This is a genomic window from Actinoallomurus sp. CA-142502, assembly GCF_050936355.1.
Classification (GTDB): domain Bacteria; phylum Actinomycetota; class Actinomycetes; order Streptosporangiales; family Streptosporangiaceae; genus Actinoallomurus; species Actinoallomurus iriomotensis.
Map to the genome: position 1 here is coordinate 1,357,540 of NZ_JBNJMY010000001.1, position 26,126 is coordinate 1,383,665.

At 71.7% G+C, this 26,126-nt stretch carries 28 protein-coding genes; 24 read left to right on the plus strand and 4 right to left on the minus strand.

Annotated features, from left to right (window positions below):
- Window positions 1-44: 44 nt before the first annotated feature.
- From ftsH to ACQEV1_RS06635, 10 genes are all read left to right on the plus strand, one after another.
- A complete protein-coding gene (ftsH, locus tag ACQEV1_RS06590; protein ID WP_285578271.1) occupies window positions 45-2,054 on the plus strand; it encodes an ATP-dependent zinc metalloprotease FtsH in 2,010 nt (669 codons plus the stop codon).
- Window positions 2,051-2,647 (plus strand): GTP cyclohydrolase I FolE, encoded by a 597-nt coding sequence (folE, locus tag ACQEV1_RS06595; protein WP_285578272.1) that lies wholly within the window; start codon window positions 2,051-2,053, stop codon window positions 2,645-2,647. The genes ftsH and folE overlap by 4 nt, the downstream gene beginning before the upstream one ends.
- Window positions 2,648-2,813: 166 nt before the next feature.
- The gene (locus ACQEV1_RS06600) at window positions 2,814-4,574 is read left to right on the plus strand and encodes a phosphatidylglycerol lysyltransferase domain-containing protein (RefSeq protein ID WP_285578416.1); all 1,761 of its coding nucleotides are present in this window, start codon (window positions 2,814-2,816) and stop codon (window positions 4,572-4,574) included.
- A 79-nt stretch (window positions 4,575-4,653) separates the two neighbouring features.
- A complete protein-coding gene (folP, locus tag ACQEV1_RS06605; RefSeq protein ID WP_285632113.1) occupies window positions 4,654-5,457 on the plus strand; it encodes a dihydropteroate synthase in 804 nt (267 codons plus the stop codon).
- 13 nt (window positions 5,458-5,470) lie between these two features.
- Window positions 5,471-5,914: a nuclear transport factor 2 family protein gene (locus tag ACQEV1_RS06610; RefSeq protein WP_285578273.1), complete on the plus strand. Its 444-nt coding sequence runs from the start codon at window positions 5,471-5,473 to the stop codon at window positions 5,912-5,914.
- Window positions 5,904-6,269, plus strand: a complete 366-nt coding sequence (folB, locus tag ACQEV1_RS06615; RefSeq protein ID WP_285578274.1) for a dihydroneopterin aldolase — start codon at window positions 5,904-5,906, stop codon at window positions 6,267-6,269. The genes ACQEV1_RS06610 and folB overlap by 11 nt, the downstream gene beginning before the upstream one ends.
- Window positions 6,266-6,787 (plus strand): 2-amino-4-hydroxy-6-hydroxymethyldihydropteridine diphosphokinase, encoded by a 522-nt coding sequence (gene folK / locus ACQEV1_RS06620; RefSeq protein ID WP_285631798.1) that lies wholly within the window; start codon window positions 6,266-6,268, stop codon window positions 6,785-6,787. Before folB ends, folK begins: the two co-directional genes overlap by 4 nt.
- Entirely contained in the window at window positions 6,784-7,257 is a 474-nt protein-coding gene (locus tag ACQEV1_RS06625) for a DUF3180 domain-containing protein (protein ID WP_285631801.1), read from the plus strand. The genes folK and ACQEV1_RS06625 overlap by 4 nt, the downstream gene beginning before the upstream one ends.
- Complete coding sequence (locus ACQEV1_RS06630; protein ID WP_285578277.1) at window positions 7,257-7,595, plus strand: MmcQ/YjbR family DNA-binding protein; 339 nt, start codon at window positions 7,257-7,259, stop codon at window positions 7,593-7,595. Before ACQEV1_RS06625 ends, ACQEV1_RS06630 begins: the two co-directional genes overlap by 1 nt.
- Window positions 7,596-7,674: 79 nt before the next feature.
- Window positions 7,675-8,076, plus strand: coding sequence for an NUDIX hydrolase (locus tag ACQEV1_RS06635; protein ID WP_433392344.1), 402 nt, complete (start codon window positions 7,675-7,677; stop codon window positions 8,074-8,076).
- A 17-nt stretch (window positions 8,077-8,093) separates the two neighbouring features.
- On the opposite strand, the gene ACQEV1_RS06640 is transcribed toward ACQEV1_RS06635, so the two are convergent.
- Window positions 8,094-9,305 (minus strand): serine hydrolase domain-containing protein, encoded by a 1,212-nt coding sequence (locus tag ACQEV1_RS06640; protein WP_433392346.1) that lies wholly within the window; start codon window positions 9,303-9,305, stop codon window positions 8,094-8,096.
- A gap of 144 nt (window positions 9,306-9,449) precedes the next feature.
- On the opposite strand from ACQEV1_RS06640, the gene ACQEV1_RS06645 reads away from it, so the two are divergent.
- Window positions 9,450-10,604, plus strand: a complete 1,155-nt coding sequence (locus ACQEV1_RS06645) for a sensor histidine kinase (RefSeq protein ID WP_433392348.1) — start codon at window positions 9,450-9,452, stop codon at window positions 10,602-10,604.
- Entirely contained in the window at window positions 10,601-11,260 is a 660-nt protein-coding gene (locus tag ACQEV1_RS06650) for a response regulator (RefSeq protein WP_433392350.1), read from the plus strand. Before ACQEV1_RS06645 ends, ACQEV1_RS06650 begins: the two co-directional genes overlap by 4 nt.
- Here the strand turns inward: ACQEV1_RS06650 and ACQEV1_RS06655 are convergent, their stop codons facing one another.
- Complete coding sequence (locus ACQEV1_RS06655) at window positions 11,261-11,929, minus strand: NAD(P)-dependent oxidoreductase (RefSeq protein ID WP_433392352.1); 669 nt, start codon at window positions 11,927-11,929, stop codon at window positions 11,261-11,263.
- Window positions 11,930-12,044: 115 nt separating this feature from the next.
- Here ACQEV1_RS06655 and ACQEV1_RS06660 point away from each other — a divergent pair, with 115 nt between their 5' ends.
- Window positions 12,045-12,407 (plus strand): winged helix-turn-helix transcriptional regulator, encoded by a 363-nt coding sequence (locus ACQEV1_RS06660; RefSeq protein ID WP_433392354.1) that lies wholly within the window; start codon window positions 12,045-12,047, stop codon window positions 12,405-12,407.
- A gap of 5 nt (window positions 12,408-12,412) precedes the next feature.
- Here the strand turns inward: ACQEV1_RS06660 and ACQEV1_RS06665 are convergent, their stop codons facing one another.
- A complete protein-coding gene (locus ACQEV1_RS06665; RefSeq protein WP_285578285.1) occupies window positions 12,413-13,567 on the minus strand; it encodes an NADH-quinone oxidoreductase subunit D in 1,155 nt (384 codons plus the stop codon).
- Between the two features lie 65 nt (window positions 13,568-13,632).
- Between ACQEV1_RS06665 and ACQEV1_RS06670 the strand changes: the two genes are divergently transcribed.
- The 3 genes from ACQEV1_RS06670 to ACQEV1_RS06680 all read left to right on the plus strand — a co-directional run bounded on the left by ACQEV1_RS06670 (window position 13,633) and on the right by ACQEV1_RS06680 (window position 16,911).
- Window positions 13,633-14,295, plus strand: a complete 663-nt coding sequence (locus tag ACQEV1_RS06670) for a PH domain-containing protein (protein WP_285631822.1) — start codon at window positions 13,633-13,635, stop codon at window positions 14,293-14,295.
- 152 nt (window positions 14,296-14,447) lie between these two features.
- Window positions 14,448-15,731 (plus strand): PH domain-containing protein, encoded by a 1,284-nt coding sequence (locus ACQEV1_RS06675; RefSeq protein WP_285578287.1) that lies wholly within the window; start codon window positions 14,448-14,450, stop codon window positions 15,729-15,731.
- Between the two features lies 1 nt (window position 15,732).
- Window positions 15,733-16,911, plus strand: a complete 1,179-nt coding sequence (locus ACQEV1_RS06680) for a cytochrome P450 (RefSeq protein WP_433392357.1) — start codon at window positions 15,733-15,735, stop codon at window positions 16,909-16,911.
- Here ACQEV1_RS06680 and ACQEV1_RS06685 read toward each other — a convergent pair.
- Window positions 16,871-17,899 carry an SAM-dependent methyltransferase gene (locus tag ACQEV1_RS06685; RefSeq protein WP_433392359.1) on the minus strand — a complete coding sequence of 343 codons (1,029 nt, stop codon included), beginning with the start codon at window positions 17,897-17,899 and terminating at the stop codon, window positions 16,871-16,873. The genes ACQEV1_RS06680 and ACQEV1_RS06685 overlap by 41 nt on opposite strands.
- 90 nt (window positions 17,900-17,989) lie before the next feature.
- Between ACQEV1_RS06685 and ACQEV1_RS06690 the strand changes: the two genes are divergently transcribed.
- From ACQEV1_RS06690 to panD, 8 genes are all read left to right on the plus strand, one after another.
- On the plus strand, window positions 17,990-19,228 hold the full coding sequence (locus ACQEV1_RS06690; protein WP_433392361.1) for a sensor histidine kinase: 1,239 nt from the start codon (window positions 17,990-17,992) through the stop codon (window positions 19,226-19,228).
- A 39-nt stretch (window positions 19,229-19,267) separates the two neighbouring features.
- Window positions 19,268-19,930, plus strand: coding sequence for a response regulator (locus ACQEV1_RS06695; RefSeq protein WP_285631831.1), 663 nt, complete (start codon window positions 19,268-19,270; stop codon window positions 19,928-19,930).
- A gap of 130 nt (window positions 19,931-20,060) precedes the next feature.
- On the plus strand, window positions 20,061-20,327 hold the full coding sequence (locus ACQEV1_RS06700; RefSeq protein ID WP_285631834.1) for a chaplin family protein: 267 nt from the start codon (window positions 20,061-20,063) through the stop codon (window positions 20,325-20,327).
- Window positions 20,328-20,505: 178 nt separating this feature from the next.
- Complete coding sequence (locus tag ACQEV1_RS06705; RefSeq protein WP_433392364.1) at window positions 20,506-21,252, plus strand: ABC transporter ATP-binding protein; 747 nt, start codon at window positions 20,506-20,508, stop codon at window positions 21,250-21,252.
- Window position 21,253: 1 nt separating this feature from the next.
- A complete protein-coding gene (locus ACQEV1_RS06710; protein WP_433392366.1) occupies window positions 21,254-23,758 on the plus strand; it encodes an ABC transporter permease in 2,505 nt (834 codons plus the stop codon).
- A 146-nt stretch (window positions 23,759-23,904) separates the two neighbouring features.
- Complete coding sequence (locus tag ACQEV1_RS06715; RefSeq protein ID WP_433392368.1) at window positions 23,905-24,813, plus strand: Rossmann-like and DUF2520 domain-containing protein; 909 nt, start codon at window positions 23,905-23,907, stop codon at window positions 24,811-24,813.
- Window positions 24,810-25,688 carry a pantoate--beta-alanine ligase gene (gene panC / locus ACQEV1_RS06720; protein ID WP_285631844.1) on the plus strand — a complete coding sequence of 293 codons (879 nt, stop codon included), beginning with the start codon at window positions 24,810-24,812 and terminating at the stop codon, window positions 25,686-25,688. Before ACQEV1_RS06715 ends, panC begins: the two co-directional genes overlap by 4 nt.
- Window positions 25,688-26,110, plus strand: coding sequence for an aspartate 1-decarboxylase (gene panD, locus ACQEV1_RS06725; RefSeq protein WP_285631847.1), 423 nt, complete (start codon window positions 25,688-25,690; stop codon window positions 26,108-26,110). Before panC ends, panD begins: the two co-directional genes overlap by 1 nt.
- The last annotated feature ends 16 nt before the right edge of the window (window positions 26,111-26,126 follow it).

A 26,126-nucleotide genomic window follows, 5' to 3' on the forward strand; every position in this document is an offset into this window, starting at 1 on the left:
ACGCTGGTCAGGAGGGACGGGCCCCACCACGGGGTTCCGCATAAATGGATCTGAAGCGCTACTTTCGCGGGCCGTTGCTCTGGATCTTGGCCTTCGGGGCGCTCGTACTCCTCGTCATGTACGGGATCAATCCCGGAGGCTCGTACGAGAAGGCCGACACCTCGAGGGTCGTGCAGGCCATCCAGCACAACGAGGTGACCTCCGCCCAGATCATTGACAAGGATCAGCGGATCGAGGTCAAGCTCAAGAGCGGCAAGCAGCTCCAGGCGTCGTGGGTCGACGGCCAGGGTGCCCAGCTCGCCAACCTGCTGCAGCAGAAGACCGACGCCGGGCAGCTCAAGAGCTACACGGTTTCGGTGCCCAAACAGAACGTCTTCTTGAGCCTGTTGTTCAGCTTCCTGCCGATCGTCGTCGTCGTGCTGATCTTCCTGTTCATCATGAACCAGATGCAGGGCGGCGGCTCGCGAGTGATGAACTTCGGCAAGTCGCGAGCCAAGCTGGTGACCAAGGACACGCCGAAGACCACGTTCGCCGACGTGGCCGGGGCCGACGAGGCCATCGAGGAGCTGCAGGAGATCAAGGAGTTCCTGCAGAACCCGGCCAAGTTCCAGGCCATCGGCGCCAAGATCCCCAAGGGCGTGCTGCTGTACGGCTCACCCGGCACCGGTAAGACGCTGCTGGCCCGCGCCGTCGCCGGCGAGGCGGGCGTGCCGTTCTACTCGATCTCCGGTTCGGACTTCGTCGAGATGTTCGTCGGTGTCGGCGCGTCCCGGGTCCGTGACCTGTTCGAGCAGGCCAAGGCCAACGCCCCCTCGATCATCTTCGTGGACGAGATCGACGCGGTCGGTCGTCACCGCGGCGCCGGCCTCGGCGGTGGTCACGACGAGCGCGAGCAGACGCTCAACCAGCTGCTGGTCGAGATGGACGGCTTCGACGTCAAGGGCGGCGTGATCCTGATCGCGGCGACCAACCGGCCCGACATCCTCGACCCGGCGCTGCTGCGTCCGGGCCGCTTCGACCGGCAGATCGTCATCGACCGGCCCGACCTCGAGGGCCGCAAGGGCATCCTGCGGGTCCACGGCCGCGGCAAGCCGTTCGCGCCCGACGTCGAGCTCGACACGATCGCGCGGCGCACCCCCGGCTTCACCGGTGCCGACCTGGCCAACGTCATCAACGAGGCGGCTCTGCTCACGGCCCGCATGGACCGCAAGCAGATCGACATGAACACCCTCGAAGAGGCGATCGACCGGGTCATGGCGGGTCCGGAGCGTAAGAGCCGGGTCATGTCCGACCAGGAGAAGAAGACCATCGCCTACCACGAGGGCGGTCACGCCCTGGTGGCGCACGCCCTGCCGAACGCCGACCCGGTGCACAAGATCACGATCTTGTCCCGCGGCCAGGCGCTGGGCTACACGATGACGCTTCCGATGGAGGACAAGTTCCTGGCGAGCCGCTCGGAGATGCTCGACCAGCTCGCCATGCTGCTCGGCGGCCGTACGGCCGAGGAGCTCGTCTTCCACGAGCCCACGACCGGCGCCGCGAACGACATCGAGAAGGCGACCTCGATCGCCCGCAAGATGATCACCGAGTACGGCATGAGCGAGCGTCTCGGCGCCCGCAAGTTCGGCGAGGGCAACGGCGAGCCGTTCCTGGGCCGGGAGATGTCGCACAGCCGTGACTACTCCGAGGAGATCGCCTCCGCGATCGACGACGAGGTCCGGCGTCTGATCGAGTCCGCCCACGACATCGCGTGGGAGATCCTCGTTCAGTACCGCGACGTCCTCGACGACCTCGTGCTCCAGCTCATGGACAAGGAGACCCTGTCCAAGAACCAGGTGCTGGAGATCTTCGCTCCGGTGGAGAAGCGGCCGGCCGCCCCGTCCTACAGCGGCTACGGCAAGCGGCTGCCGTCGGACCGTCCGCCGGTGCTGACGCCCAAGGAGCTCGCGCTCATGGGCCCGAAGGACGTCAAGGACCTGACGCAGGGCAACGGCAGCGGCACGGCGCACTCGGTCGACCGCGAAGAGCAGGACGACCGCGAAGGCCCGGCGTGACCTCAGCTCCAGAGCCGCACGGGCCGCCGGTCGACCAGGCCCGGATCGAGAAGGCGGTCCGCGAGATCCTCATCGCGGTCGGGGAGGACCCCGACCGCGATGGTCTCGTGGACACGCCCGCTCGTGTCGCCCGTGCCTACGCGGAGCAGTTCGCGGGCATGCGCCAGCGGCCCGAGGACGTCCTCAACACGGTGTTCGACGCCGATCACGACGAGATGGTGATCGTCAAGGACATCGAGGTCTACAGCGTGTGCGAGCACCACCTGGTGCCGTTCCACGGCGTCGCGCACGTCGGTTACACCCCCAACGACAAGGGCCAGATCACCGGCTTGTCGAAGCTGGCCCGGCTCGTCGACGTCTACGCCCGCCGCCCGCAGGTGCAGGAGCGGATGACCTCCCAGATCGCCGACGCCCTCATGGACGTCCTCCAGCCCCGGGGGGTGATCGTCGTCGTGGAGGCCGAGCATCTGTGCATGACCATGCGCGGCGTACGCAAACCCGGCGCCAAGACGCTGACCTCGGCCGTGCGCGGTGACTTCCGCGACGAGCCGAGCACCCGCGCCGAGGCGATGAGCCTCATCCTCGGCCGCTGACCCACGCCGCGGCCGAACCAACGTCGCCGACTCGGCGTCGTACCAAGAGTCCGCGGTGTTACCGTGACACGGGGACGAGCCGCCGTGGGATATGCGGTACAACCCGAAATCGGGAATACGGATTCACACGCGGCGAGTGCCCGGCTGACTACGCTGTGGGGCCGTGATGGTGGAGTCGAAGCGTGAGACGTCAGGGCGTCCGGAGAACGACGTCCAGGAGCGTCGCCGTCAGCGCCGATGGGTTCCGGCGCTGGCCGGCTGGCTGACCTTTCTCGTCGGACTGCACGACGTCCTCGGGGCCCTCATGCCGGAGTGGCACCGCCGGATGGTCCGCGTCGACGAGTTCGTTCCCGGGTCGGTCAACAACGCCGCCCGCACCGCGACGCTCATCGCCGGCCTGCTGTTCCTGCTGCTGTCCCACGGTCTGCGCCGCCGCAAGCGCCGAGCCTGGCGCGCGGTGGTCGTCCTGCTCGCCTTCACGGTGTTCTCCCACATCGTCAAGGACTTCGCGATCTCCGCGCTCGTCGCCGCGGCCGTGCTCGCGGCCCTGATCTACTTCCGCGGCGAGTTCTACGCGACCGGCGATCCCCGCACCCGCTGGCGCGCGCTGTGGGTCGGGCTGTTCCTCGCCGCGTTCAGCGTCGCGCTCGGGCTCCTGTTCATCACCTTGAACTCCCGCGGCCTGGATCATCACTACTCCTTCGGCGAGCGGCTGGAACACGTGGCCGCGGGCCTGGTGGGCGCCACCGGGCCGGTGACGTTCGTCTCCGACCGCAAGAACGACCTGTTCAGCCTGATCCTCGGCTCGCTCGGCCTGTTCACCGGCCTGGTCACGGCCTTCCTGTTCCTGCGCCCGGCCGAGCCGGCGCCGTCGCTGTCGGCCGACGACGAGGAACGCATCCGCGGGCTGCTCGGCCGCCACGGGGCCCGTGACTCGCTGGGCTACTTCTCGCTCCGCCGCGACAAGAGCGTGATCTGGTCGCCGACCGGCAAGGCCTGCGTGACCTACCGGGTGGTCTCGGGCGTGATGCTGGCGGGCGGCGACCCGATCGGCGACCCGGAGGCCTGGCCCGGGGCGATCCAGGCGTTCCTGGAGGAGGCCGCGGCGCACGCCTGGGCGCCCGCGGTCATGGGGTGCAGCGAGCTCGGCGCGGAGATCTGGTGCCGTGAGTCGGGCCTGTCGGCGCTGGAGCTCGGCGACGAGGCGATCGTGGACGCGGCCGAGTTCTCCCTCGACGGCCGTACGATGCGCAACGTGCGGCAGATGGTCAACCGGGTGGGCCGCCAGGGGTACGTCGCGGAGATCCGCCGGGAGAAGGACTACGCGCCCGAGGAGCTGCGGGCCCTGTGGGAGCGGGCCGGCGCCTGGCGCGGCACCGACAACGAGCGGGGCTTCTCGATGGCGCTCGGCCGGGTCGGCGAGCCGGGCGACGAGGAGTGCGTGTTCGCCACGGCCACCAAGGACGGCGAACTCCACGCCATCCTGCACTTCGTCCCCTGGGGCACCGACGGCCTCTCCCTCGACCTGATGCGCCGCGACCGTTCCGCGCAGCCGGGCCTGAACGACTTCCTCATCGTCGAGGCGCTCAAGGCGGCGCCCGACCTAGGGGTCAAGCGCGTGTCCCTCAACTTCGCGGTCTTCCGCGCCGCCCTGGCCCGCGGCGAGCGCATCGGCGCCGGCCCGGTGCTGAAGGCCTGGCGCGGGCTGCTGGTGTTCCTGTCCCGCTGGTTCCAGATCGAGTCGCTGTACAAGTTCAACGCCAAGTTCCAGCCGGTCTGGCAGCCCCGGTTCTTCGTCTACCCGAGCCTGAACGACGCCCCGAGGATCGCCCTGGCGGCTCTGGAGGCCGAGGCGTTCATCGCCTGGCCCCGGCTGCGTCTCCCCGGCCTGAAGCGCCCTCCGCGCCGCGCCCTGCCCGCGCCCTGACGGGGACCACATCCGCACTAGGCTGACCGGTATGACCACGAGCATCGCCGGCCTTCCCGCCCCTGGGCGCTGTCTCGTCATGGGCGTGGTCAACGTCACCCCCGACTCCTTCTCCGACGGCGGCGCCTGGTTCGACCACGACGCGGCGATCCGGCACGGCCTGGACCTGGTCCGGGAGGGCGCCGACATCGTCGACGTCGGCGGCGAGTCCACCAGGCCCGGCGCGCAGCGCGTGTCCCTGCAGGAGGAGCTGCGCCGTATCATCCCGGTGATCGAGGCCCTCGCCGCCGAGGACGTGCCGGTCAGCGTCGACACCATGCGGGCCGAGGTGGCCGAGGTGGCGGTCGCGTCCGGGGCGCGGCTCGTCAACGACGTCAGCGGCGGCCTCGCCGATCCCGCCATGCCGCGGGTGGTGGCCAAGGCCGGCGTGCCGTACGTCGTGATGCACTGGCGCGGGCACAGTCACGACATGGACACCCGCGCCGTCTACAAGGACGTGGTCCGCGAGGTGACCGACGAGCTGCGCGCCCGCATCACCGCGATCGTCCATGAGGGCGTCGATCCCGCCCAGCTGATCGTCGACCCCGGTCTCGGCTTCGCCAAGCGCCCCGAGGACAACCACAACTGGTCGCTCCTGGCGCACCTCGACGCGCTCCTGGAACTCGGGCATCCGGTGCTGGTGGCCGCGTCGCGCAAGCGGTTCCTCGGCCGGCTGCTCGCCGCGCCGGACGGCACGTACCGGCCGTTCGCCGAGTCCGACGACGCGACCGTGGCGATCACCGCGCTGGCCGCCGCTGCCGGTGCCTGGTGCGTCCGCGTGCACAACGTACGGGCCAACGCCGACGCCGTACGCGCCGCGGCCGCGTGGGAGGCCGCACGGTGACCGAGGAGGGATGGTGACGGAGATCGACGTGAGCGCCGTGGAGGCGGTCAACGCCGAGTTCTACGCCGCCTTCGAGTCCGCCGACCTGGACCGCATGGGTCTGGTGTGGGCGGATGGGCCGCACGCCGAAGACGTGGTCTGCGTGCACCCGGGCTGGCCGCCGCTGCGCGGCCGGGGCACGGTGTTGCGCTCCTGGGCCTTGATCATGGCGAACACCCCGTACATCCAGTTCGTGCTCACCGACATGCAGGTGCGGATCTCCGGCGACCAGGCGGTGGTGACCTGCTCGGAGAACATCATCACGGCGGTAGAGGAGTCGGCGGACTCGCTGACGACCGGGGGAAGCATGGTGACCACCAATGTGTTCATCCGTACGGATGAGGGATGGCGGATGTGGCTGCACCATGGCTCGCCCGTGCTGAACCGGGAAGAGGAAGACGACGAGGATGGGCACTGACCGGATCGTCCTGAGCGGGCTGCGCGCTCGTGGCCGCCACGGCGTCCTGCCGGCCGAACGCGAGCTCGGCCAGGAGTTCGTGATCGACGTGACGCTGGGGCTCGACGTGCGACCCGCGGCGGCGGAAGATGATCTCCTGCGTACCGTCGACTACGGCGCGCTGGCCGACCGGTTGGTGGCCGTGGTCGAGGGTGAGCCGGTCAACCTGATCGAGACGCTCGCCGAACGCCTGGCGGCAGTGTGCCTCGGCTCGCCGCAGGTCGAGGAAGTGGAGGTCACCGTGCACAAGCCGAGTGCCCCCATGCCGCACCCCTTCACCGACGTTGCCGTGACGATTCATCGGAGCCGCCCATGACGACATCCACGGAGAAGCGCCATACCGTACTCTCCCTGGGCAGCAACCTCGGCGACCGGCTCGACAATCTCCAGGAGGCGATCGACGCGCTGTTCGACGCGCCCGGTCTTGACTTCATCGGGTTGTCGCCGGTCTATGAGACCAAGCCCGTCGGCGGCCCCGAACAGGGCGACTTCCTCAATGTCGTGATCGTGGCGAACAGCGGCGTCTCGCCGAAGTCGCTGCTCGAACGCGTGCTGGCGATCGAGGAGTCGATGGCCCGTACGCGCGAGGTTCGCTGGGGGCCGCGCACGCTCGACATCGACATCGTCATGATGGGGGACGTGACCTCCGACGATCCGGACCTGCTGCTGCCACATCCGAGGGCGCGCGAGCGCGCGTTCGTGCTGCGGCCGTGGTGCGACCTCGAACCCGACGCGACGCTGCCCGGCCAGGGGCGCGTGACCGACCTGCTGCCGGCCGTGGCCGACCAGGAGCTCCGGCGCCGCGACGACCTCTCCCTCCAGCCGCCCGCGTGAAGCCGACCCGAATCCCCGTCCTCGCCCTCACGCTGGTCGTGGTGGCGGCCGTGACCTGGGTGATCGTACGTTTCCTGTACCTCTCGCTGCCGCTGCTGCCCTGGACGATGGTGCCGTCGCTGCTGCTCCTCGCCCTCGGCGAGCTCTACACCGCCCTGGTCACCCGGGCCCGCATCCAGCGGAAACCGGGCACCAAGCCGATCGAGCCGCTGGTCGCCGCGCGGCTGGCGGCCCTGGGCAAGGCGAGCGCGTACGCCGCGGCCGTGTTGGCCGGGGTGTTCGGCGGCATGGCGATCTACCTGGCGTCCTCGTTGGAGAAGCCGTCGCCGCGGCGTGACTTCTACGTCAGCGGCGGCACGGCGCTGGCGGCGATCGCCCTGATCGTGGTCGCCCTCATCCTCGAACACGCCTGCCGGGTGCCCAAGGGTCCCGAGGACGAGGACCAGCGCCGGTCCGCCTCGCGCCTCTGATGGCCTCCGGTGAGGCACTGCGGGCGATCGCGCTCGCCCTGCCGGAGGCGCACGAACGCGAGACGTGGGGGAACGCGACCTTCCGCGTACGGGAGAAGATCTTCGTCATCATGGCGGCCGACGGCACGAGCGCGAGTGTCAAGGCGACGAAGGACGAGCAGACGGCGCTGCTGGCCGAGGATCCGGAGACGTTCACTCACCCCGCGTACGTGGGCCGGCACGGCTGGGTCGGCGTGGACGTGGCCCGCGTCGGCGAGGAGCACCTGCGCGAACTCGTGACCGAGGCCTGGCGGCTGACCGCCCCGAAACGCGTGGTGCGAGCGTTCGACGGCGAGTAGCGGCCCCGGGCCCGGCCGTTCTCGCGGCCGGGCCGGTCATCGATGGGCCGTGCGGGCGAGACACGACAGGAGACGACGGTTGACCAAGATCATCGACAAGATCGCCTGGATCCACCTGGACGACGGAAGGATCCTCGGCACGCGGTCCCGCGGCAAGGACGTCCACTACCTGCCCGGCGGGAAACGCGAGCCCGGCGAGAGCGACCTGGAAACCCTCATCCGGGAGATCGATGAGGAACTCGCCGTCACCATCGTGCCCGCCACCGCCCGGCACCTGGGCACCTTCGAGGCCCAGGCGCACGGCCACACCGACGGCGTCACCGTCCGGATGACCTGCTACACCGCCGACCACCAGGGCACCCCCGTTCCCAGCAGCGAGATCGAGGAACTCATCTGGCTCACGTACGGCGACCGCGACCGCGTGTCGCCGGTCGACCAGATCATCTTCGACCACCTGCACCGGAGCGGCCGGCTCCGCTGAGCCGGCCGCCCGGTCGGTCAGTTTCCGGTGGCGAGGTCCGGATCGAGGACGGCGGCGGCGATCTTCTGGATGTAGGGGCTCTCCGAGCCGTCCTTGTCGCCCGTCGGGTTGAGCGAGTAGACGAGCACGCGGCCCAGGTCGCGGGTGGCGAACAGGCCGCTCGTGTAGCCCGGCCGGGACCCCGTCTTGCCCCAGGCGGTCAGGCCGTTCGGCATCGTCGTCCTCATCAGGCCGGCGCTGTAGCAGGCACGGCCCGCGTCCGGGCCGATCACGCAGTTGTCCGTGCCCAGGTACGGCACGTCCGGGACGGTGAACATCTCGTTCAGCTCCGAGGCGGGCACCAGGCGGCCCTGGAAGATCGCCGTGATGAACGTCCGCAGGTCGGCGCTGTCGCTGATCAGGCCGCCCTCCGCCCACGGGTACGGGCTCTGCTCCGAGACGTCGCGCAGCGTCGTCGTGCCGTCCTTGGTGACGGCGACGTACCCGTGAGCGTGCGGGCCGGGCAGACGCGGGTCGTGACGGTCCAGGACGTAGGTGTCGCGCAGGTTCAGCGGCTCGATGACGCGCCGTCGCACCTCGTGGGCGTACGTACGACCGGTCAGGCGTTCGACGAGCAGGCCGGCGACGAAGTAGTTCGTGCCGTTGTAGTCCTGCTTCGTGCCGGGCGCGAACTTCATCGGATGGCTCACCGCGTTCGCGACGATCTGCCGGGGCGTCCAGCTCTGGAAGCGGTGGTCGGCGAACCACTCGGCGTCGCCCTCACCCAGGTCGCCGTCGGGCAGGCCGCTGGTGTGGTTCAGCAGCTGGCGCACGGTGATCGCCGGGAACGACGCGGGGAGAAGGCCGGGCAGGTAGTGCTGTACGGACTGGTCGAGGTCCAGCTCGTCCTCGGCGGCGAGCTGCAGAAGCACCACCGCGGTGAACACCTTCGAGATGCTGCCGATGCGGAAGCTCCCGTCGCCCTGGACGGTTCGGTTCGTGACGACGTCCCGTACGCCCGAGGTACCGCTCCACTGGCCGGCCGGGCCGGTCACGTTGATGAGCGCGCCGGTCACGGTGGCGTTCGGCAGACCGGAGATCGCCGCTCGCAGAAGAGCCGGGTCGAGCGGCGGCAGCGCGGTGGCGGACCGGTGAACGGGGGCGGAGACCGAGGCCGAGGCCGGAGCCGAGGCGACGGCGGGGGCCGTGAGGGCGAGAAAGGTGCCGATGGCGGCCAGATGTCTTCTCATTCGGCTCATCGTCGGGCCCGGCGCGGCCCCGGTGGATCGCCGAGCACACCGATCTTTCGGCCTCCCCCGTACGACGGATGAGCCGGCCGCGGATCCGTCACACGGGCGACGCGTCCCCCGCTCACCTTGGCGGATACTGAGGCCGTGCGCCTCCCCCCGATCCGGCCGCGTGTCGCCGCGCCCTACCTCGCCGACACCGTGGTCGCGCTGATGGTGCTCGCGGTGCTCTACGCGCCGTTCGTGCTCCCGCGGGTCAACCAGCCCGGTCCGTTCTCGGTCTGGGCGTGGGTCTTCACCGCCGGTACGGCGCTGCCGCTGATCTGGCGTCGCCGGTTCCCCCTGGCCTGCCTGTTGGTGATCTTCGTCGCGCTGTTCTGCTACAACCAGGTCCGGCACGCGGCCAGCGAGCCGATCGCCTGGGGCATGCTGGTGGCCGCCTACTCCATCGCCTGGGGCGGCCGCCGGGTCCGGGAGACGGCCGTGCTGCTCGTGATCGGCGCCGTCGCGATCGCGTTCGCCCACAGCCTGACGACCAGTGTCATCGGCGTGCTCACCACGACCGGCGCGTACGTGCTGGGGCTGCTGGCGCGGCACCGGGAGATCCGCCTGCAGGCGCTCGCGCACCGGGCGGGGGAGATGGAGCGCGAACGCGAGCTCGACCTGGCGCGCGCGGCGACCGCCGAACGGGCCCGGATCGCCCGCGACATGCACGACATCCTCGCCCATGCCGTCAGCATCATGGTCGTGCAGGCCGAGGCGGGGCCGGTCGTCGTGCGGGCGAACCCCGACCGCGCCGAACAGGCCTTCGACGCGATCGCCGAGGCGGGCCGCGACGCGATGGTGCAGCTTCGCCGCATGCTCGGGGTGCTGAAGGAGGAGCACGACACGGGCAGCCGGGCGCCGCAGCCCACCGTGGCCGGTGTGCCCGTCCTGGTCGAGCAGGTCGACGGCACCCCCGGCCTCCGGGTCGGTCTGCGGGTGGCGGGCGAGGTACGGCCGCTCCCCGCCGACGCCGAGGTCGCGGCGTACCGGATCGTCCAGGAGGCTCTCACCAACACGGTCAAGCACGCGGGTGCGAGCCGGGTGACCGTGAGCCTGGACTGGAGCGACACCGGCCTGGAGGTCACCGTCTCGGACAACGGCGACGGCGGCGGCAAGACCGCCGGCGCGGGCCACGGCCTGATCGGCATCCGCGAGCGTGCCGCCGCCTGCGGCGGCACGGCCGAGGCCGGCCCGGTGCGCGGCGGCTACCGGGTGACCGCGACACTGCCGTACGCGCGGGTGGGAGCGCCGGTATGAGCATTCGTGTCGTCATCGCCGACGATCAGGAACTGGTGCGCAGCGGGTTCGCGATGATCCTCGACGCGCAGCCCGACATCGAGGTGGTCGCCGAGGCGGGCGACGGCGCCGGGGCGCTCGCCGCCGTTCGTGCGCACCGCCCCGACGTCGCCCTGCTCGACATCCGGATGCCGGGCATGGACGGCATCGAGGCGGCCCGTGCGGTGTGCGCGCGGACCGACTGCCGGGTGCTGATGCTGACAACGTTCGACCAGGACGACTACGTGTACGACGCGCTGTACGGCGGGGCGAGCGGCTTCCTGCTGAAGGACGTGCGCCGCGACGACCTCGTGCACGCGGTCCGCGTCGTCGCGGCGGGCGAGTCCCTGCTGGCGCCCACGGTCACCCGCCGGCTGATCTCCGACCTGACCGCCCGCCGGCCCCGGCCGTACACCGGCTCGGTGGGCCTGGACGCCCTCACCGCACGCGAGCGGGAGACGCTGAAGCTGCTGGGCCGCGGCCTGTCCAACGCCGAGATCGCGGTCGCCATGGTGGTCAGCGAGCACACGGTGAAGACCCACGTCAGCAACGTGCTCGCCAAGCTCGGCCTGCGCGATCGGGTCCAAGCCGTGATCGCGGCGTACGAGTCCGGCCTGATCACTCCCGGCGCCTCCTGATCATCGGCCGGCGACCGAGACGCGGGTGCGGTGATGCCGGGGCGTCTCGATCTCGTCGACGATCGCCACGGCCAGGTCCGCGTAGGACAGGCGTGCCTCCGGCGGCGGTGTCGTCTCCCCGCCGACCGCGTACCGCCCGGTCCGTACCGCCTCCTCCAGGCGGGCGGGAGGCGTGAGCATGAGCCAGTCGACCGCCGTCCCGTCCCGCTCCCGCAGGCGGTTCAGGCCCGCGGTGTGCGCGGCGGCGAACGGCCGGATCTCGGGCGGGAAGGCGGCCGGGTCGTCCATCACCAGGCGGCCCGAGGCGTCGATCAGGTTCGCGAACAGCCCGACCGCCACGAGGCGGTGCACGCCCGCCGCGGCCATGCCGTCCAGGAGGGCGTCGGCGGCCGTGACGAAGAACTCCGGGTCCAGATCGGCGAAGCCCTGCTCCGGGCCGCTGAAGGGGCTCACCGCGTGCACCACGGCGTCGTGCCCGCCGACGATCGCGGGGACCGTGCTCCGGTCCGTGACGTCGCCACGGACGACGCGCACCCCGTCCGCCCCCAGATCGTCGTACCGGGCCGGGTCGCGGACCACCGCGGTGACCCGATGCCCGCGTGCCCGTGCCTCCGCCGTGACGGCCCGCCCGGCCCGTCCGCCAGCCCCATAGATCACGATGCCGGTCATCTCGCTCCCTCCCGGCGCACGTCTTTCGCGCGCCGGACAGGGACGGTATTCATCGGAAACCGGTTACTTCAACGGAACCGGCGCCGTGCCGCTCCGTGCGGTTAACCTCGTGCGCATGGCCGAGTCCGTGGCGCCGCCGGAGTTCGATCCCCGATGCCCGTCCAGCGACATGCCGGTCCAGATCGGTGGCAAGTGGACGGGCATGGTGGTGCGCTGCCTCCAGAGCGGCCCACGGCGGTTCACCGAGCTGAGGGAGCCCCTGCGCGGCGTCACGCCGAAGGTGCTCACCGAGACCCTGCGGGCGATGGAGCGCGACGGCCTGGTCACCCGCACCGTCCACGACGAGAACCCGCCACGGGTGGAGTACGCCCTGACCCCGCTGGGACGCAGCCTGGTGCCGCTCATCGACGCCGCGCGGGCCTGGAGCGAGGAACACCTGCCCGCCCTGCTGCGCGCCCGCGAGACGTACGAGCCGTAGCCGGGCTACTTGTCGATGTCGCCGACCACGAAGAACATCGAGCCCAGAATGGCGATCATGTCGGCCACCAGATTGCCGGGCAGCATCTCGGTCAGCACCTGGATGTTGTTGAACGAGGCCGAGCGGAGCTTGAGCCGCCACGGCGTCTTCTCACCGTGGGAGACCAGGTAGTAGCCGTTGATGCCGAGGGGGTTCTCGGTCCAGGCGTAGGTGTGACCCTCCGGGACCTTCAGCACCTTCGGCAGGCGCTGGTTGATCGGGCCCGGCGGCAGCGCCGCCAGGCGTTCGACGCAGGCGTCGGCCAGGTCCAGCGAGACGTGCACCTGGTCGAGCAGGCACTCGAACCGGGCCAGGCAGTCGCCCTCGCTCCGCACCGGGACGCGCAGCACGTCGGCCAGCTCCCCGTACGCGAGGTACGGCTCGTCGCGCCGCAGGTCGAAGTCGACGCCCGCCGCCCGCGCGATCGGCCCGGACACGCCGAACTGCTCGACCTGCTCGCGGGTCAGCACGCCCACGCCGCGCGTGCGGGCGCGGAAGATCTCGTTGTCCATGATGAGCCGGTCGATCTGGCCGACCCCGCGGCGTACGGCGGCGACGGCCTCGCTCACCCGGCCCAGCCAGCCCGCCGGCAGGTCCTCCTTCAGCCCGCCGACGCGGTTGAACATGTAGTGCATGCGGCCGCCGGAGATCTCCTCCATGACGTGCTGCAGCTGCTCCCGCTCGGTGAAGGCGTAGAACATCGGCGTGATCGCGCCGATCTCCAGCGGGTAGGAGCCGAGGAACATCAGGTGGTTCAGCACGCGGTTGAGCTCGGCCAGCAGGGTGCGGGCCCAGACCGCGCGGACCGGCACCTCCATGCCGAGCATCCGCTCGACCGCGATGACGACGCCCAGCTCGCTCGCGAACGCCGACAGCCAGTCGTGCCGGTTGGCCAGCACGATGATCTGGCGGTAGTCGCGGACCTCGAACAGCTTCTCCGCGCCGCGGTGCATGTACCCGATGATCGGCTCCGCCGCGCCGATGCGCTCGCCGTCGAGCGTGATGCGCAGGCGGAGAACGCCATGGGTCGACGGATGCTGCGGACCGATGTTGAGCGTCATGTCCTCGGTCGCGAGGTCCTTGACCCCCGACCCGACGCCCACGATGCGCTCGGTGCTCACAACGCCCATCGTGCCATGCCCAGGGTGTCGCGGAACGCGGGCCGGTTGAGGTTGACTTGGCTTCGATGAACGAGAGCCAGCCGCCCGCACGCGAGCCGCGGGACATGCCGCCCGGCAGTCCGCAGATTCTGCCGCACGTGGGCGTGCCCGCGCCGCCGTTCGTGTCACCCCCGTCGCCCCCGTCCCCGGCGCCGCCCGGGCCGCCGGGTCCGTCGCCGGTGCCGATCGGCGGCCGGGCCGAGCAGGCCTTCGACCCGCCGGCCGGCATGGTGTGGGCCCGTGTGTCGCCCCGGCTGACCTGGCACCGGCGCATCGCCGTGCTGCTGTGGGCACTGCCCGTCACGATCGTCGGCGCGTTCGTCCTCGCCCGCACGACCGGCCTCTTCGGCGGGCTGATCTGGCTCGCGGTGATCGTGGTCGCGTGCGGGATGGGCTGGATCGTGGCCGAGCTGGTCTACCGCTCCTGGGGGTTCGCCGAGCGGGCCGACGACCTGCTCGTCACGCACGGCTTCTTCGTCAAGCACCTCGTCGTCGTGCCGTACGGCCGGATGCAGTACGTGGACGTGACGGCCGGGCTGCTGGAGCAGTGGCTGGGCGTGGCGACCGTGCGGCTGCACACCGCCGCGGCGGCCACCGACGCCCGGATCCCCGGCCTGCCCGCCCGTGACGCCGCCGTGCTGCGCGACCGGCTCGCCCAGAAGGGTGAATCGAGGTCGATCGGGCTTTGAACGCCGGACCCCCGGGCTACGGGCCGTACGGCCCACCCTTCTTCAGACCGCCACCGGGCCCGCCGTACGGGCCGGTCCCGTATGGCCCGGTTCCGTACGGGCCGCCGCCTCCGCCGCCGGTGCACTTCTCGCGCGGCGTGCACCGCCTCCACGTGTCCACCGCGGTGATCAGCGCGCTGTCCGTCCTGGTGATCGTGTTCGTGCTCGGCGGCTACACGCTGCTGCTCGGCCAGACCGCCGACGGCGTCGAGGTGATCCTCACGCCGCGGTCGATCGCGCGGTTCCTGCTCATCATGATGCCGGTGGCGGCGGTCGCGGCGATCATCGGCTTCTGGACCTGGTGGTCGCTGAAGTTCCACATCTCCGGCGACGACCTGGTGGTCGAGACCGGCATCGTCCGCCGCCGCAACCGCCGGGTTCCGCTGTCGCGCATCCAGGCGGTCGACGTCGTGCGCCCGCTCGTCACGCGTGTGTTCGGGCTCGCCGAGGTCCGCGTGGAGCTGGCCGGCGGCGACCAGGCCGAGACGCGGTTCCGCTACCTCGGCCGGTCGATGGCCGAGCAGCTGCGCGCCGAGCTGCTGGCGCGCGCCGCCGGGCTGCCCGGCCACACGCCCGAGGCGCCCGAGCAGCCGTACTGGCGGGTGTTCTTCGGCCCGCTGCTCGGCTCCCAGCTGCTCAAGCTCCCGGTCATCGGCGGCCTGGCGCTGCTGGTGGCGCTGCTGGCGTTCGGCGTGGTCTTCCGCGAGCTGGGCGTGCTCGCCGCGGCGCTGCCGGTGCTGCTCGGCCTGGCACGCGGCGTGGTCGCCCCGCTGGTCATGCACACGGGGTTCAAGGCCGCGCTGTCGCCGGACGGGCTGCGCCTGCGGTACGGGCTGATGGAGACGCGGATGCAGACCGTGCCGCCGGGCCGGGTGCAGGCGGTGCGCGTGGTCGAGCCGCTGCTGTGGCGCGGTTTCGGCTGGGCGCGGCTCGACGTCACCGTCGCCGGGTACGTCGGCGACCGCCAGGTGCTGTCCTCGGTGCTGCTGCCCGTCGCGCCGCGCCGGGTCGCCTTCCACCTCGTCGGCCTGGTCTTCCCCGGCACCAACGCGGAGGCCGTGCGGCTGCTGCCCGCGCCGCGGTCGTGGCTGCGCTCGCCGTTCGGCCGGAGCGCGGCCGGCACCGACGACGCCGTCTTCGTCACCCAGCGAGGCCGGCTGTGCCGGCGGCTCGACGTCATCCCCCACGCGCGGGCGCAGAGCGTACGCATGACGTCGGGGCCGCTCCAGCGGCTGCTGGGCCTGGGCACCGTCCACGTCGACGCGCCGCCCGGCCCGGTCCAGGTGGCCGCCGAGAATCGCGAGCTGGGCGAGGCCCGGGCGATCGTGGAGTCCGCCGCCGGACGGGCGCACCGAGCGCGCGCCACCGACCAGCGCACCGACCGATGGGCGACCTGACATGAGGTACGACCCGTGGTCTCCCGAGTTCGTGGCCGACCCGTACCCGGCCTATGAGGTGCTGCGGCGCGAGCGGCCGGTCTTCTTCGACGAGCCGACCGGCCAGTGGGTGGTCTCCCGCCACGCGGACGTGAGCGCGCTGCTGCGCGACCGCCGCCTCGGCCGGTCGTACCTGCACGTCGCGACCCACGAGGAGTTCGGGCGGCCACCGGAGCCGGAGTTCCTCGCGCCGTTCTGGAACCTCATCCGCGCCGGGATGCTCGACGTCGAGCCGCCCGACCACACCCGGCTGCGGCGTCTCGTGTCCAAGGCGTTCACTCCCCGGATGGTCGAGGGGCTGCGCCCGCGCGTCCGCGAGCTCGCCGAGGGCCTGGTCCGCGGGCTCGTCGACCGCGGCGGAGGCGACCTGCTCGCCGACGTGGCCGAGCCGCTGCCGGTGACGGTGATCGCCGAGATGCTCGGCATCCCCGAGAGCGACCGGCACCTGCTCCGTCCCTGGTCGGCCGACATCTGCGGCATGTACGAGCTGAACCCCGCCGAGGAGACGCAGCACACGGCGGTACGCGCGGCGGTGGAGTTCTCCGACTACCTGCGCGGCCTCGCCCGGCGTCCGCGCGGCGACGACCTGATCGGCGCGCTGGCCGCCGTCGACGGGCTGACCGAGGACGAGCTGGTCGGCACCTGCGTGCTGCTGCTCAACGCCGGCCACGAGGCGACCGTCAACGCCACGGGCAACGCCTGGTGGGCCCTGTTCCGCGACCCGGGCGAGCTCGCCCGGCTGCGCGCCGACCACGGCCTGATCCCGACCGCGGTCGAAGAGCTGCTGCGCTACGACACACCGGCGCCGATGTTCGAGCGGTGGGTGCTGGAGGACGTCGAGGTGGCCGGGGTGCACGTGCCACGCGGCGCGGAGGTGGCGCTGCAGTTCGCCTCCGCCAACCGCGACCCGGACGTCTTCGCGAACCCCGACTCGCTGGACCTGTCGCGCGCCCCGAACCCGCACATCGGCTTCGGCGCGGGCATCCACTTCTGCCTGGGCGCACCACTGGCCCGCATCGAGCTGGCCGAGTCGATGGCCGCCCTCCTACGCGCGGCCCCGGACCTGCGTCCGACAGCCGAACCCACGTGGAAGCCGGGCTTCATCCTGCGCGGCCTGGAGTCGCTTCCCGTCGTCGTGTAGCGGCCAGCGCGCGGGGCACCTCGACGCCGACCGCCTGGACCAGCCAGCCGAACCCGCCCAGGCCCTCGCGGTCGATCAGTTCGGCGTCCTCGCCCGCCGCGCGCAGGGCATGGAGGTAGCCGCGCGGGTCGGTGTGGGCCAGGTCCAGCGGCGGCCGGACGCCGTGCAGGCCCAGGGCGCGCAGCGCGGTGCGCTGGGTGGTGAGCAGCGTCGCCGTGGCGCCGGCGTGCTCGCCCGCGTCGGCGCACGCGTCGAGCGCGACGTGCGCGGTGATGTCGCATGACCCGTCGGGCACGGGGGAGACGCATCGGCCGTCGCGGTAGCCCGTGAGCGTGCCGTACGTCGGGCGCCGGCCGCGCTCGTGGGCGTAGTCGATGGCCAGGGCCACCCCGGCCCGCAGGCGTTCGATCACCGCCGCCCACGCGGCGCAGCGGTGCCGGCCGATCTCCGCGCGGTCGCCGGGCTCGCGCAGCGGCCACCAGCGCTCCAGCCAGGCGGCGTCCTCGGGAGAGGGCGCCGGGCCCGGAACCTCGGCGCCCGTGCCGGGGTCGACCACGACGAGCCGTGGCCCGTCGCCGGTGAGTTCGACGACGTCGAGCGGTACGTTGTCGAGCCACTCGTTGGCGATGACGATGCCGGTGACGGTGTCCGGCAGCCGGTCGCGCCACTCGATCGCCGGGCTCAGCCCGGCGGGGCGCGGGGCGACCTCCACGGCGATCGGCCGTAGCCGCCCGTCCAGTGCGGCCGCCGCGTGGATCTCGGCGAGCAGCTCGCCGGAGCCGGCGCCCACGTCGACGAGGTCGAACCGTGCGGGCCGGCCCAGCGCGTCGTCGACGTCGGTGACCAGCCGGGCGATCGCGTGCGCGAAGCGCCGTGAGGCGTGCACCGAGGTGCGGAAGTGGGCCGCGGGCCGTTCGCCGCGGGTGTAGAAGCCGTCCGCCCCGTACAGTGCGCGCTCCATCGCCGTCCGCCATCCGACCTGACTCACATCTTGACCGTATCGCGTGCTCCCCAGGTCGTACGCCGCTCCGACCTGGGACTGACGCGCGTCGAACCGGAGGCTAAATACGCTTGGGCGATGGTCCCCCGACTGTTCGCCTGGCTGAGGCAGCACCAGCGGTTCGTCGACACCCTGTTGATGTTGCCGTTCCTGGCGCTCGCGGTGCTCGTGCGGAGCCGGTGGATCGCGACGACACCGGACGGCATCACCCGATCGATCCCGTTCCTCGGCAACCTCGCGCTCGCCGTCGCGATGTGCCTGCCGCTGGTCTGGCGCCGCCGGTGGCCACGAGCGGTGTTCGCGGTGATCGCCGCGGTGGCGTTCGTCCAGTGGCTGGTCGGCGTCAACATCTCCACGTGCGACTTCCCGCTACTCGTCGCGATGTACACCGTCGCGGCGCAGTGCGCCTTCCGGTGGGCGCTCGCCACGTTGCTGGTCAACTTCCTGGGCTTCGTCCTGGCGATCGGGAAGCTGGTCGGCCAGCCCATTCCCCAGGATTCGTGGCGGGCGTTGATCCCCGATTCCGTCGGCCTGTCGGCGATCTGGCTGTGCGGCCTGTACATCAGCACACGGCGCAAGTACACCCTCAGCCTCGAGGAGCGCGCCCGCCGGCTCGAACGCGAACGCGACGCGCAGGCCGAGGTGGCCGCCGCGGCCGAGCGCGCGCGGATCGCCCGCGAGATGCACGACGTCATCGCGCACAGCATCAGCGTGATGGTGATCCAGGCGGACGGCGCCTCGTACGCGATCGACACCGACACGGCGCGCGCCAAGCGGGCGATGCGGGCGGTGGGCGACACGGGACGGTCGGCGCTCACCGAGATGCGCCGGATGCTGGGCGTCCTGCGCGAGGGCGACGGCCAGGCCGCTCTCGCGCCGCAGCCCGGCGTCGACGAGCTCCCGGACCTGGTGGAGCAGATCCGTTCCACCGGGCTGCCGGTCGAACTGACGATCGGCGGGGCGAAGGTCCCGCTGCCCGGCGGCATGGAGCTGGCCATCTTCCGGATCGCGCAGGAGGCCCTCACCAACGTCATGAAACACGCGGGTCCTTCGGCCACCGCGAAGGTCGAACTGCACTACGGTGACGGAGCGGTCGAACTACGCATCCGCGACGACGGACGCGGCGTGACGTTCTCGGACGGGCGCGGCCACGGCCTGGTGAGCATGCGTGAGCGGGTCGCGGTCTACGGAGGAGAGGTGACCGCCGCACCGGCGCGGGGCGGCGGCTTCGAGGTCGTCGCGCGGATGCCGGTGCGTGAGTCGTCGGCGAGACAGGAGGTCGGTGCCCGTGAGCGAGCGGAGCGAGCGAACCGATGAGCACGCATCTGTGGTCGCTCTCCCGACGAAGGAGGGCTCGTGATTCGAGTGCTGCTGGTCGATGACCAGGAGCTCGTCCGTACCGGGTTCCGTATGGTGCTCGACGCGCAGCCCGAGATCGAGGTGGCCGGCGAGGCGTCCGACGGACGGCAGGCGCTGGAGGTGCTGCGCTCGACGTCGGCGGACGTGGTGCTGATGGACGTGCGCATGCCGCGCATGGACGGCATCGAGGCGACCCGGCAGATCTGCTCGCGCCCCGACTGCCCCAAAGTGATCATCCTGACCACGTTCGACCTGGACGAGTACGCCTTCTCGGCGCTCAAGGCGGGCGCGGCCGGGTTCCTGCTCAAGGACGCCGGGCCCGAGCAGCTCATCGAGGCGATCCGCGCGGTCAGCTCCGGTGACGCCGTGGTCGCGCCGAGCACCACGCGCCGGCTCATCGACCGGTTCGTGGAGCACATCCCCGACAAGGACGGCACCACCGACGCGGCCCTGGAGTCGCTCACGGCGCGTGAGGCCGAGGTCCTCAAGCTCGTCGCGCGCGGCATGTCCAACGGCGAGATCGCCGGGACGCTTTACGTCTCGGAGGCGACCGTGAAGACGCATGTCGGGCGCATTCTCAACAAGCTGGACCTGCGGGACCGGGTGCAGGCCGTGGTCTTCGCATATGAGACGGGCCTCATCAAAAGCGGTCAGAGCTAGTCACGAAGCGTAACGATTACATCACGCGCCCGGCCGTTCCATTGCCATTGGCTGAGAGTCCCTGGATAACTACCGTACGTATCGGCCACGTCACAGGTGGTCGCGAATCTCCATGTACGGGAGGATTCACGTGCTCAAGAAGCTCACCGCGGCCGGAGTGGTCGCGGCCGCCGTGTCCGGCGCCCTCGTGTTCACCTCGCCGGCCAACGCCGGCATCAACAACACCAGTGGAGACGGCAGCATCCTGGGCGGCAACCAGGTCAACGTGCCCATCTCCATCCCGGTGAACGTCTGCGGCAACGCCATCGCGGTCATCGGCGGCGCACGCGCCGGATGCCGCGGCGGCGCCGCGGTCGGGTACGGGGCGCACCACCACGGCTACCACTGGGACTCCTGACGTAGCCGTCGCATCCGCCGAGACCCCCGCGCGAACGATCGCGCGGGGGTCTCGTACGTCTCAGGTCGCATCCCGGATCAACGTGCGGGCCGACATGACGATGGCCGCGAGGGCGATGGCAGCGGGCCCTCCCGTCCCTAGCTTTGATCACGTTCCGCTCATGACTTAGGAGTCACCCGTGATCAGCACCGCTGTCAATGCCCCGCCGGCCGTCGTCGCCACCGATGTGACCAAGGTGTACGGCTCCGGAGACGCCGCCGTCCACGCCCTGCGCGGGATCCGGGTGGCGTTCGCCCGGGGCGCCTTCACCGCGATCATGGGGCCGTCGGGCTCCGGCAAGTCCACCCTCATGCACTGCCTGGCCGGGCTGGACACGGTCGACCAGGGCTCGGTCCGCCTCGGCGACGTGGAGATCACCGGTATGTCGGACCGGCAGCTCACCCGGTTGCGCCGTGAACGCCTCGGCTTCGTGTTCCAGTCCTTCAACCTGCTGCCGTCGCTCACGGCCGAGCAGAACATCCTGCTGCCCCTCGAACTCGCCGGCCGGCAGCCCGACCGCGCCTGGATGGACCACGTCATTTCCGCGGTCGGCCTGCGCGACCGGCTCTCGCACCGGCCGAGCGAGCTGTCCGGCGGCCAGCAGCAGCGCGTCGCCTGCGCCCGCGCCCTGCTGCACCGCCCCGAGGTGATCTTCGCCGACGAGCCGACCGGCAACCTCGACTCCCGCTCCGGCACCGAGGTGCTCGGCTTCCTGCGCACGTCGGTCCGCGAGATGGGCCAGACCATCGTCATGGTCACCCACGACCCGGTCGCGGCCTCGTTCGCCGACCGCGTGGTGTTCCTGCGCGACGGGCTGATCCGGGCCGAGCTCGCCCGGCCGACGCCGGAGACCGTCCTGGACGCGCTGAAGCAGCTGGAGGCCTGAGATGTTGAAGACCACTCTGGCCGGGCTCCGCGCCCACCTGCTGCGGCTGGTGCTCACCGCGCTGGCCATCACGCTCGGCGTCGGGTTCGTCTCCGGCACGTTCGTGCTCACCGACACGATGCGAACCGGTTTCGACCAGCAGTTCACCGCCTCCGCCGACAAGGTCTCGGTCGCCGTCCTGGCCAAGCAGGGCTCGGACGACAGCGGCCTGCCGCCCGCGCTGCTGTCCCGCCTGCGGAGCGTGCCCGGTGTCCAGGACGCCCAGGGCCTCGTCCGCGGCACGGCCCCGCTCGTCGGCAAGGACGGCAAGGTCTACGGGGACAACGGCACGGCGGGCGTGTCCCTGTCCACGGGCGCCCTCCAGCGCTACACCCTGAAGGCCGGCCGGGCGCCGTCCGGGCCGGACACGGCCGTACTGGACACCAGCACCGCCCGGCGCACCGGCTACAAGGTGGGCGACACCGTCTCGGTGCTCGACAAGCAGGGGCACCCGCACTCGTTCACCGTCTCGGGGCTGGCCGACTTCGGGATCGACCAGGAGATCGGCTACCGCGGCGCGGTCGGCTTCACCGCCGCGACCGCCACCGCGATGACCGGCGAGCGCGGCTACACCGAGATCGACCTGAAGGCCGCGCCGGGCACCACGGACGCCCGGTTGCGCGACGCGGTGGCGCGGACCGCCGGCGGCGACTACGACGTGCTGACCAGCGCCCGGCTCGCCGACCGGATGGCCAAGTCCTCCGGCGTCTCGACCGGGAACCTGACGGTGTTCTTCCTGGCGTTCGCCATCGTCGCGCTGTTCGTCGCGGCGCTGGTCATCTACAACACGTTCAACATCCTGATCGCCCAGCGGACCCGCGAGATGGCGCTGCTGCGCTGCGTCGGCGCGACGCGGGGCCAGGTGTTCCGCGGGGTCCTCATCGAGGCGGCGATCGTCGGCCTGGTCGCCTCCGCGTTCGGCGTGCTCGTGGGCATCGGCCTGGGCGCCGGGGGTGCCACGCTGTTCGCCTCCGCCGACAACACCTCGTCCGGCTCATTGACCGTCTCGGTCACGCCGGTCGTCGTCGGGCTCGTCATCGGCCTGGTCGTCACGCTCGTCTCCGCGCTGCTGCCGGCCCGCGCCGCCACCCGCGTGCCGCCTGTAGCCGCGCTGCGCAGCCAGGTGGACGGCCCGGTCAAGGGCCGCGCGGGCGTCCTGCGCATGGTGTTCGGCGGGCTGCCGGCCGTCGCGGGCCTCGGGCTCATCGCCCTGGCGCTGCTGTCCAAGGCGGGCCAGGGGCCGTTCCTGATGGTGCTCGCCGGCGCGCTGCTCGTCTTCCTCGGCGTGATCGGGCTCAGCCCGTTCATCGTCCGCCGCCTCAGCCGCCTGGTCGGCTGGCTGCCCGCGCGGCTGCTGGGCGTGCCCGGCCGGCTCGCGCGGGACAACGCCGGCCGCAACCCCAAGCGCGCGGCGATCACCACCATCGCGCTCACCGTCGGCGTCACGCTGATGACGACGTTCTCGGTCGCGCTGGCCTCGACGCAGGCGACCGCGACCGCCCAGCTCGCCGAGCAGTTCCCGGTCGACTACCAGCTCACCACGGCCGGCGGGCAGCTCATTCCCCGGCAGGCCGCCGCGACCCTGCGTACGAAGCCGCAGCTGGCCGACGTCATCGAGGTGCGCGAGTCGACGGACGCGCAGGTCGACGGGCGCGACGCGAGCGTCGGCACGGTCACGGGTCACGCCCTCGGCCGCTCGGTCAAGCCCAAGCTCGTCGCCGGCTCGATCACCGACCTGCGTCCGGGCACGGCCGCGCTGCACGAGGACACGGCCAAGCGCTTCGGCGTCGGCGTGGGCCGGCAGATCACCGTCACCGATGGCGGCCACCGGCTTCTCGTACGGGTGGCCGCGGTCTTCTCCGGCGAGGCCCAGATCCCGAACATCACGGTCAACGAGGCGGACTTCGACCGCACCTTCGGCGCCAAGGACGACTCCGAGATCTACGTCATGGCCAAGGACGGCGTGTCCGCCGACGCGTCCCGCCAGGTGATCAACGACGCCACCAAGGCGTACCCGATGGTCAAGGTGGGCAGCCTGGCGGACGTCAAGGCCCAGTTCACCAAGGCGTTCAACCAGCTGTTCCTGCTGGTGGGGGCCCTGCTCGGACTGGCGATCATCATCTCGCTGATCGGCATCGCCAACACCCTGACCCTCTCGGTGGTCGAGCGCACGCGTGAGTCGGCGCTCCTGCGGGCACTCGGCCTGACCCGGAGCGGGCTGCGGTGGATGCTGTCGCTGGAGGCCGTGATCATGGCGGTGATCGGGGCGCTGCTCGGCGTCGTCCTGGGCACCGGCTTCGGCTGGGCGGCGATCAGTGCGGTGGCCTCCGGGGCCGTCCTCGGCTTCCCGGTGGTGCGGGTCCTCGCGTTCGTCCTCGTCGCCGGGGTCGCGGGGCTGCTCGCCGCGGTCATACCGAGCCGCCGGGCGGCGCGGGCGTCCATCGTCGCCTCACTCGCCGCAGACTGAGGGGCTTGGTCCGCCCGGCGGCGTACGGAGACAATCTCCGTACGCCGCCGGTGCGCTCGGGGGAGCCTGCGCAGAAGGGGCATCACGCCGGCGTGGGTAGGCTGTGGCCGGACCGTCCGGTACCCGTGAAGGACTGGAACGCACGAATGACCACTTCTGACCAGCGCCCGGGGCGCCTCGCCGTGGGCGTTGTCGGCGCCGGCCGCGTCGGGTCGGCGCTGGGCCGGGCGCTCGACCTGGCCGGCCACACCGTGGTGGCGGCGTCCGGGGTCTCCGACGCCTCGCGCGAACGCGTCCGCGAGCGGCTGCCCGGCGTTCCGCTGCTGCCGGTGCCCGAGGTGGTGGCCGCCGCCGACCTGGTCCTGTTCACCGTGCCCGACGACGCGCTGCCCGACCTGGTCGAGGGCCTGGTCGGCACCGACGTGACCGTACGCGGCAAGCTGCTCGTCCACACCAGCGGCCGGTACGGCACGGGCGTGCTGGAGGCCGCGACCCGCGTCGGCGGGCTGCCGCTGGCGCTGCACCCGGTGATGACGTTCACCGGGCGGCCCGACGACGTCGACCGGCTCGCCGGGATCTCCTTCGGCGTGACCGCGCCCGAGCCGCTGCGGCCGGTCGCCGAGGCGCTCGTGGTGGAGATGGGCGGCGAGCCGGTGTGGATCCCCGAGGACCGGCGCACGCTCTACCACGCGGCGCTGGCCGGCGGCGCCAACCACCTGGTCACGCTGGTCGTCGAGTCGATGGATCTGCTCGGCCGCGCCGGCGTGGAGAATCCGAGCCGCATGCTCGGCCCGCTGCTCGGCGCCGCCCTCGACAACGCCCTGCGGCTCGGCGTCCGCGGCCTGACCGGACCGGTCGCCCGCGGTGACGCCGGCACGGTCGCGGGCCACGTCGAGGAGCTGGGCCGCGTCTCACCCGAGGCGCGCGGCGCGTACGTCGCGCTGGCCCGCCTCACCGCCGACCGCGCGCTCGCGGCCGGTCTCCTGAAGCCCGACGACGCATCACGTCTCCTCGCCGCTCTGGCCGAACGCGGTTCCGAAGGGAAGCAGCCATGACGCTCGTGATCGCCCGTACGCGCGAGGAACTCGCGGCGGCACGGTCCTCTTTCGGGACGATCGCGCTCGTGCCCACCATGGGCGCGCTGCACGAGGGCCACCGGTCCCTGATGCGCCGGGCCCGGGGCCTGGCCGGCACGGTGGCCGTGAGCATCTTCGTCAATCCGCTGCAGTTCGGGCCGAACGAGGACCTCGACCGCTATCCCCGTACGCTCACGGACGACCTGGCCGTCTGCGCCGACGAGGGCGTCGGGCTGGTCTTCGCGCCCACGGTGGAGACCATGTACCCCGAGGGCCGGAGCACCGGCGTCACGGTCAGCGCGGGCGAGATGGGGACGATCGTCGAGGGCGCGTCCCGGCCGGGCCACTTCGACGGCGTGCTGACCGTCGTGCTCAAGCTGTTCAACCTGGTCCGCCCGGAGATCGCCGTCTTCGGCGAGAAGGACGCCCAGCAGCTCGCGATGATCCGCCGCATGGTCGCCGACCTGAACGTCCCGGTGTGGATCGACGCCTGCCCGACCGTACGGGAGAACGACGGGCTGGCGCTGTCGAGCCGCAACCGGTACCTGTCGCCGCCGGAGCGGGTCACGGCGCTGTCGCTGTCGCTGGCCCTGCGCCGGGGGGCGGCGGCCGCGCCGGACGGGCCGGCCAAGGTCCTCAAGGCGGCCCGCGCCGTACTCGACGAGGCGGCCGACACCGAGCCGCCGCTGGAGCTGGACTACGTGAAGCTGGTCGACCCGACGACGTTCCACGAGGTCGACGAGGAGTACGTCGGCCCGGCCGTCCTCGCCATCGCGGGCACGGTGGGCTCCACTCATCTGATCGACAACACCCCGCTGTACCTGACGCCCGAGCCGCCCACGGAGACGCGCTGATGTTCCGCACCATGTTCAAGTCGAAGATCCACCGGGCCACGGTCACCCAGGCCGACCTGCACTATGTGGGTTCGATCACGATCGACGAGGACCTGATGGAGGCGGCGGACCTGCTCGCGGGCGAACAGGTGCAGGTGGTCGACATCGACAACGGCGCCCGCCTGGAGACGTACGTGATCGCCGGGCCGCGCGGCAGCGGCGTGATCGGCCTGAACGGCGCGGCGGCACGGCTGGTGCACCCGGGCGACCTGGTCATCATCATGAGCTACGCGGCCATGACGGATGAGGAGTCCCGCGCCTTCGAGCCGAAGGTCGTCCACGTCGACCGCGACAACCGGATCATCGCCCTGGGCTCCGACCCGGCGGAGCCGGTGCCCGGCACCGCGACGGTCCGCGGCGACACGGTCGCCGAGCTCGCCTGAAGTCATCCACGGCCGC

Bases quoted from the DNA above. Each gene is read 5' to 3' on its own strand.
- ACQEV1_RS06670 (WP_285631822.1), top strand. From the start codon at position 13,633: ATGAACGAGAGCCAGCCGCCCGCACGCGAGCCGCGGGACATGCCGCCC.
- folK (WP_285631798.1), top strand. From the start codon at position 6,266: ATGACGACATCCACGGAGAAGCGCCATACCGTACTCTCCCTGGGCAGC.
- panC (WP_285631844.1), top strand. From the start codon at position 24,810: ATGACGCTCGTGATCGCCCGTACGCGCGAGGAACTCGCGGCGGCACGG.
- ACQEV1_RS06660 (WP_433392354.1), top strand. From the start codon at position 12,045: ATGGCCGAGTCCGTGGCGCCGCCGGAGTTCGATCCCCGATGCCCGTCC.
- ACQEV1_RS06655 (WP_433392352.1), bottom strand. From the start codon at position 11,929: ATGACCGGCATCGTGATCTATGGGGCTGGCGGACGGGCCGGGCGGGCC.
- ACQEV1_RS06630 (WP_285578277.1), top strand. From the start codon at position 7,257: ATGGCCTCCGGTGAGGCACTGCGGGCGATCGCGCTCGCCCTGCCGGAG.
- ACQEV1_RS06710 (WP_433392366.1), top strand. From the start codon at position 21,254: ATGTTGAAGACCACTCTGGCCGGGCTCCGCGCCCACCTGCTGCGGCTG.
- ACQEV1_RS06650 (WP_433392350.1), top strand. From the start codon at position 10,601: ATGAGCATTCGTGTCGTCATCGCCGACGATCAGGAACTGGTGCGCAGC.
- ACQEV1_RS06640 (WP_433392346.1), bottom strand. From the start codon at position 9,305: ATGAGAAGACATCTGGCCGCCATCGGCACCTTTCTCGCCCTCACGGCC.
- ftsH (WP_285578271.1), top strand. From the start codon at position 45: ATGGATCTGAAGCGCTACTTTCGCGGGCCGTTGCTCTGGATCTTGGCC.
- folB (WP_285578274.1), top strand. From the start codon at position 5,904: ATGGGCACTGACCGGATCGTCCTGAGCGGGCTGCGCGCTCGTGGCCGC.
- ACQEV1_RS06715 (WP_433392368.1), top strand. From the start codon at position 23,905: ATGACCACTTCTGACCAGCGCCCGGGGCGCCTCGCCGTGGGCGTTGTC.
- panD (WP_285631847.1), top strand. From the start codon at position 25,688: ATGTTCCGCACCATGTTCAAGTCGAAGATCCACCGGGCCACGGTCACC.
- ACQEV1_RS06680 (WP_433392357.1), top strand. From the start codon at position 15,733: ATGAGGTACGACCCGTGGTCTCCCGAGTTCGTGGCCGACCCGTACCCG.
- folP (WP_285632113.1), top strand. From the start codon at position 4,654: ATGGGCGTGGTCAACGTCACCCCCGACTCCTTCTCCGACGGCGGCGCC.
- ACQEV1_RS06600 (WP_285578416.1), top strand. From the start codon at position 2,814: ATGGTGGAGTCGAAGCGTGAGACGTCAGGGCGTCCGGAGAACGACGTC.
- ACQEV1_RS06690 (WP_433392361.1), top strand. From the start codon at position 17,990: ATGGTCCCCCGACTGTTCGCCTGGCTGAGGCAGCACCAGCGGTTCGTC.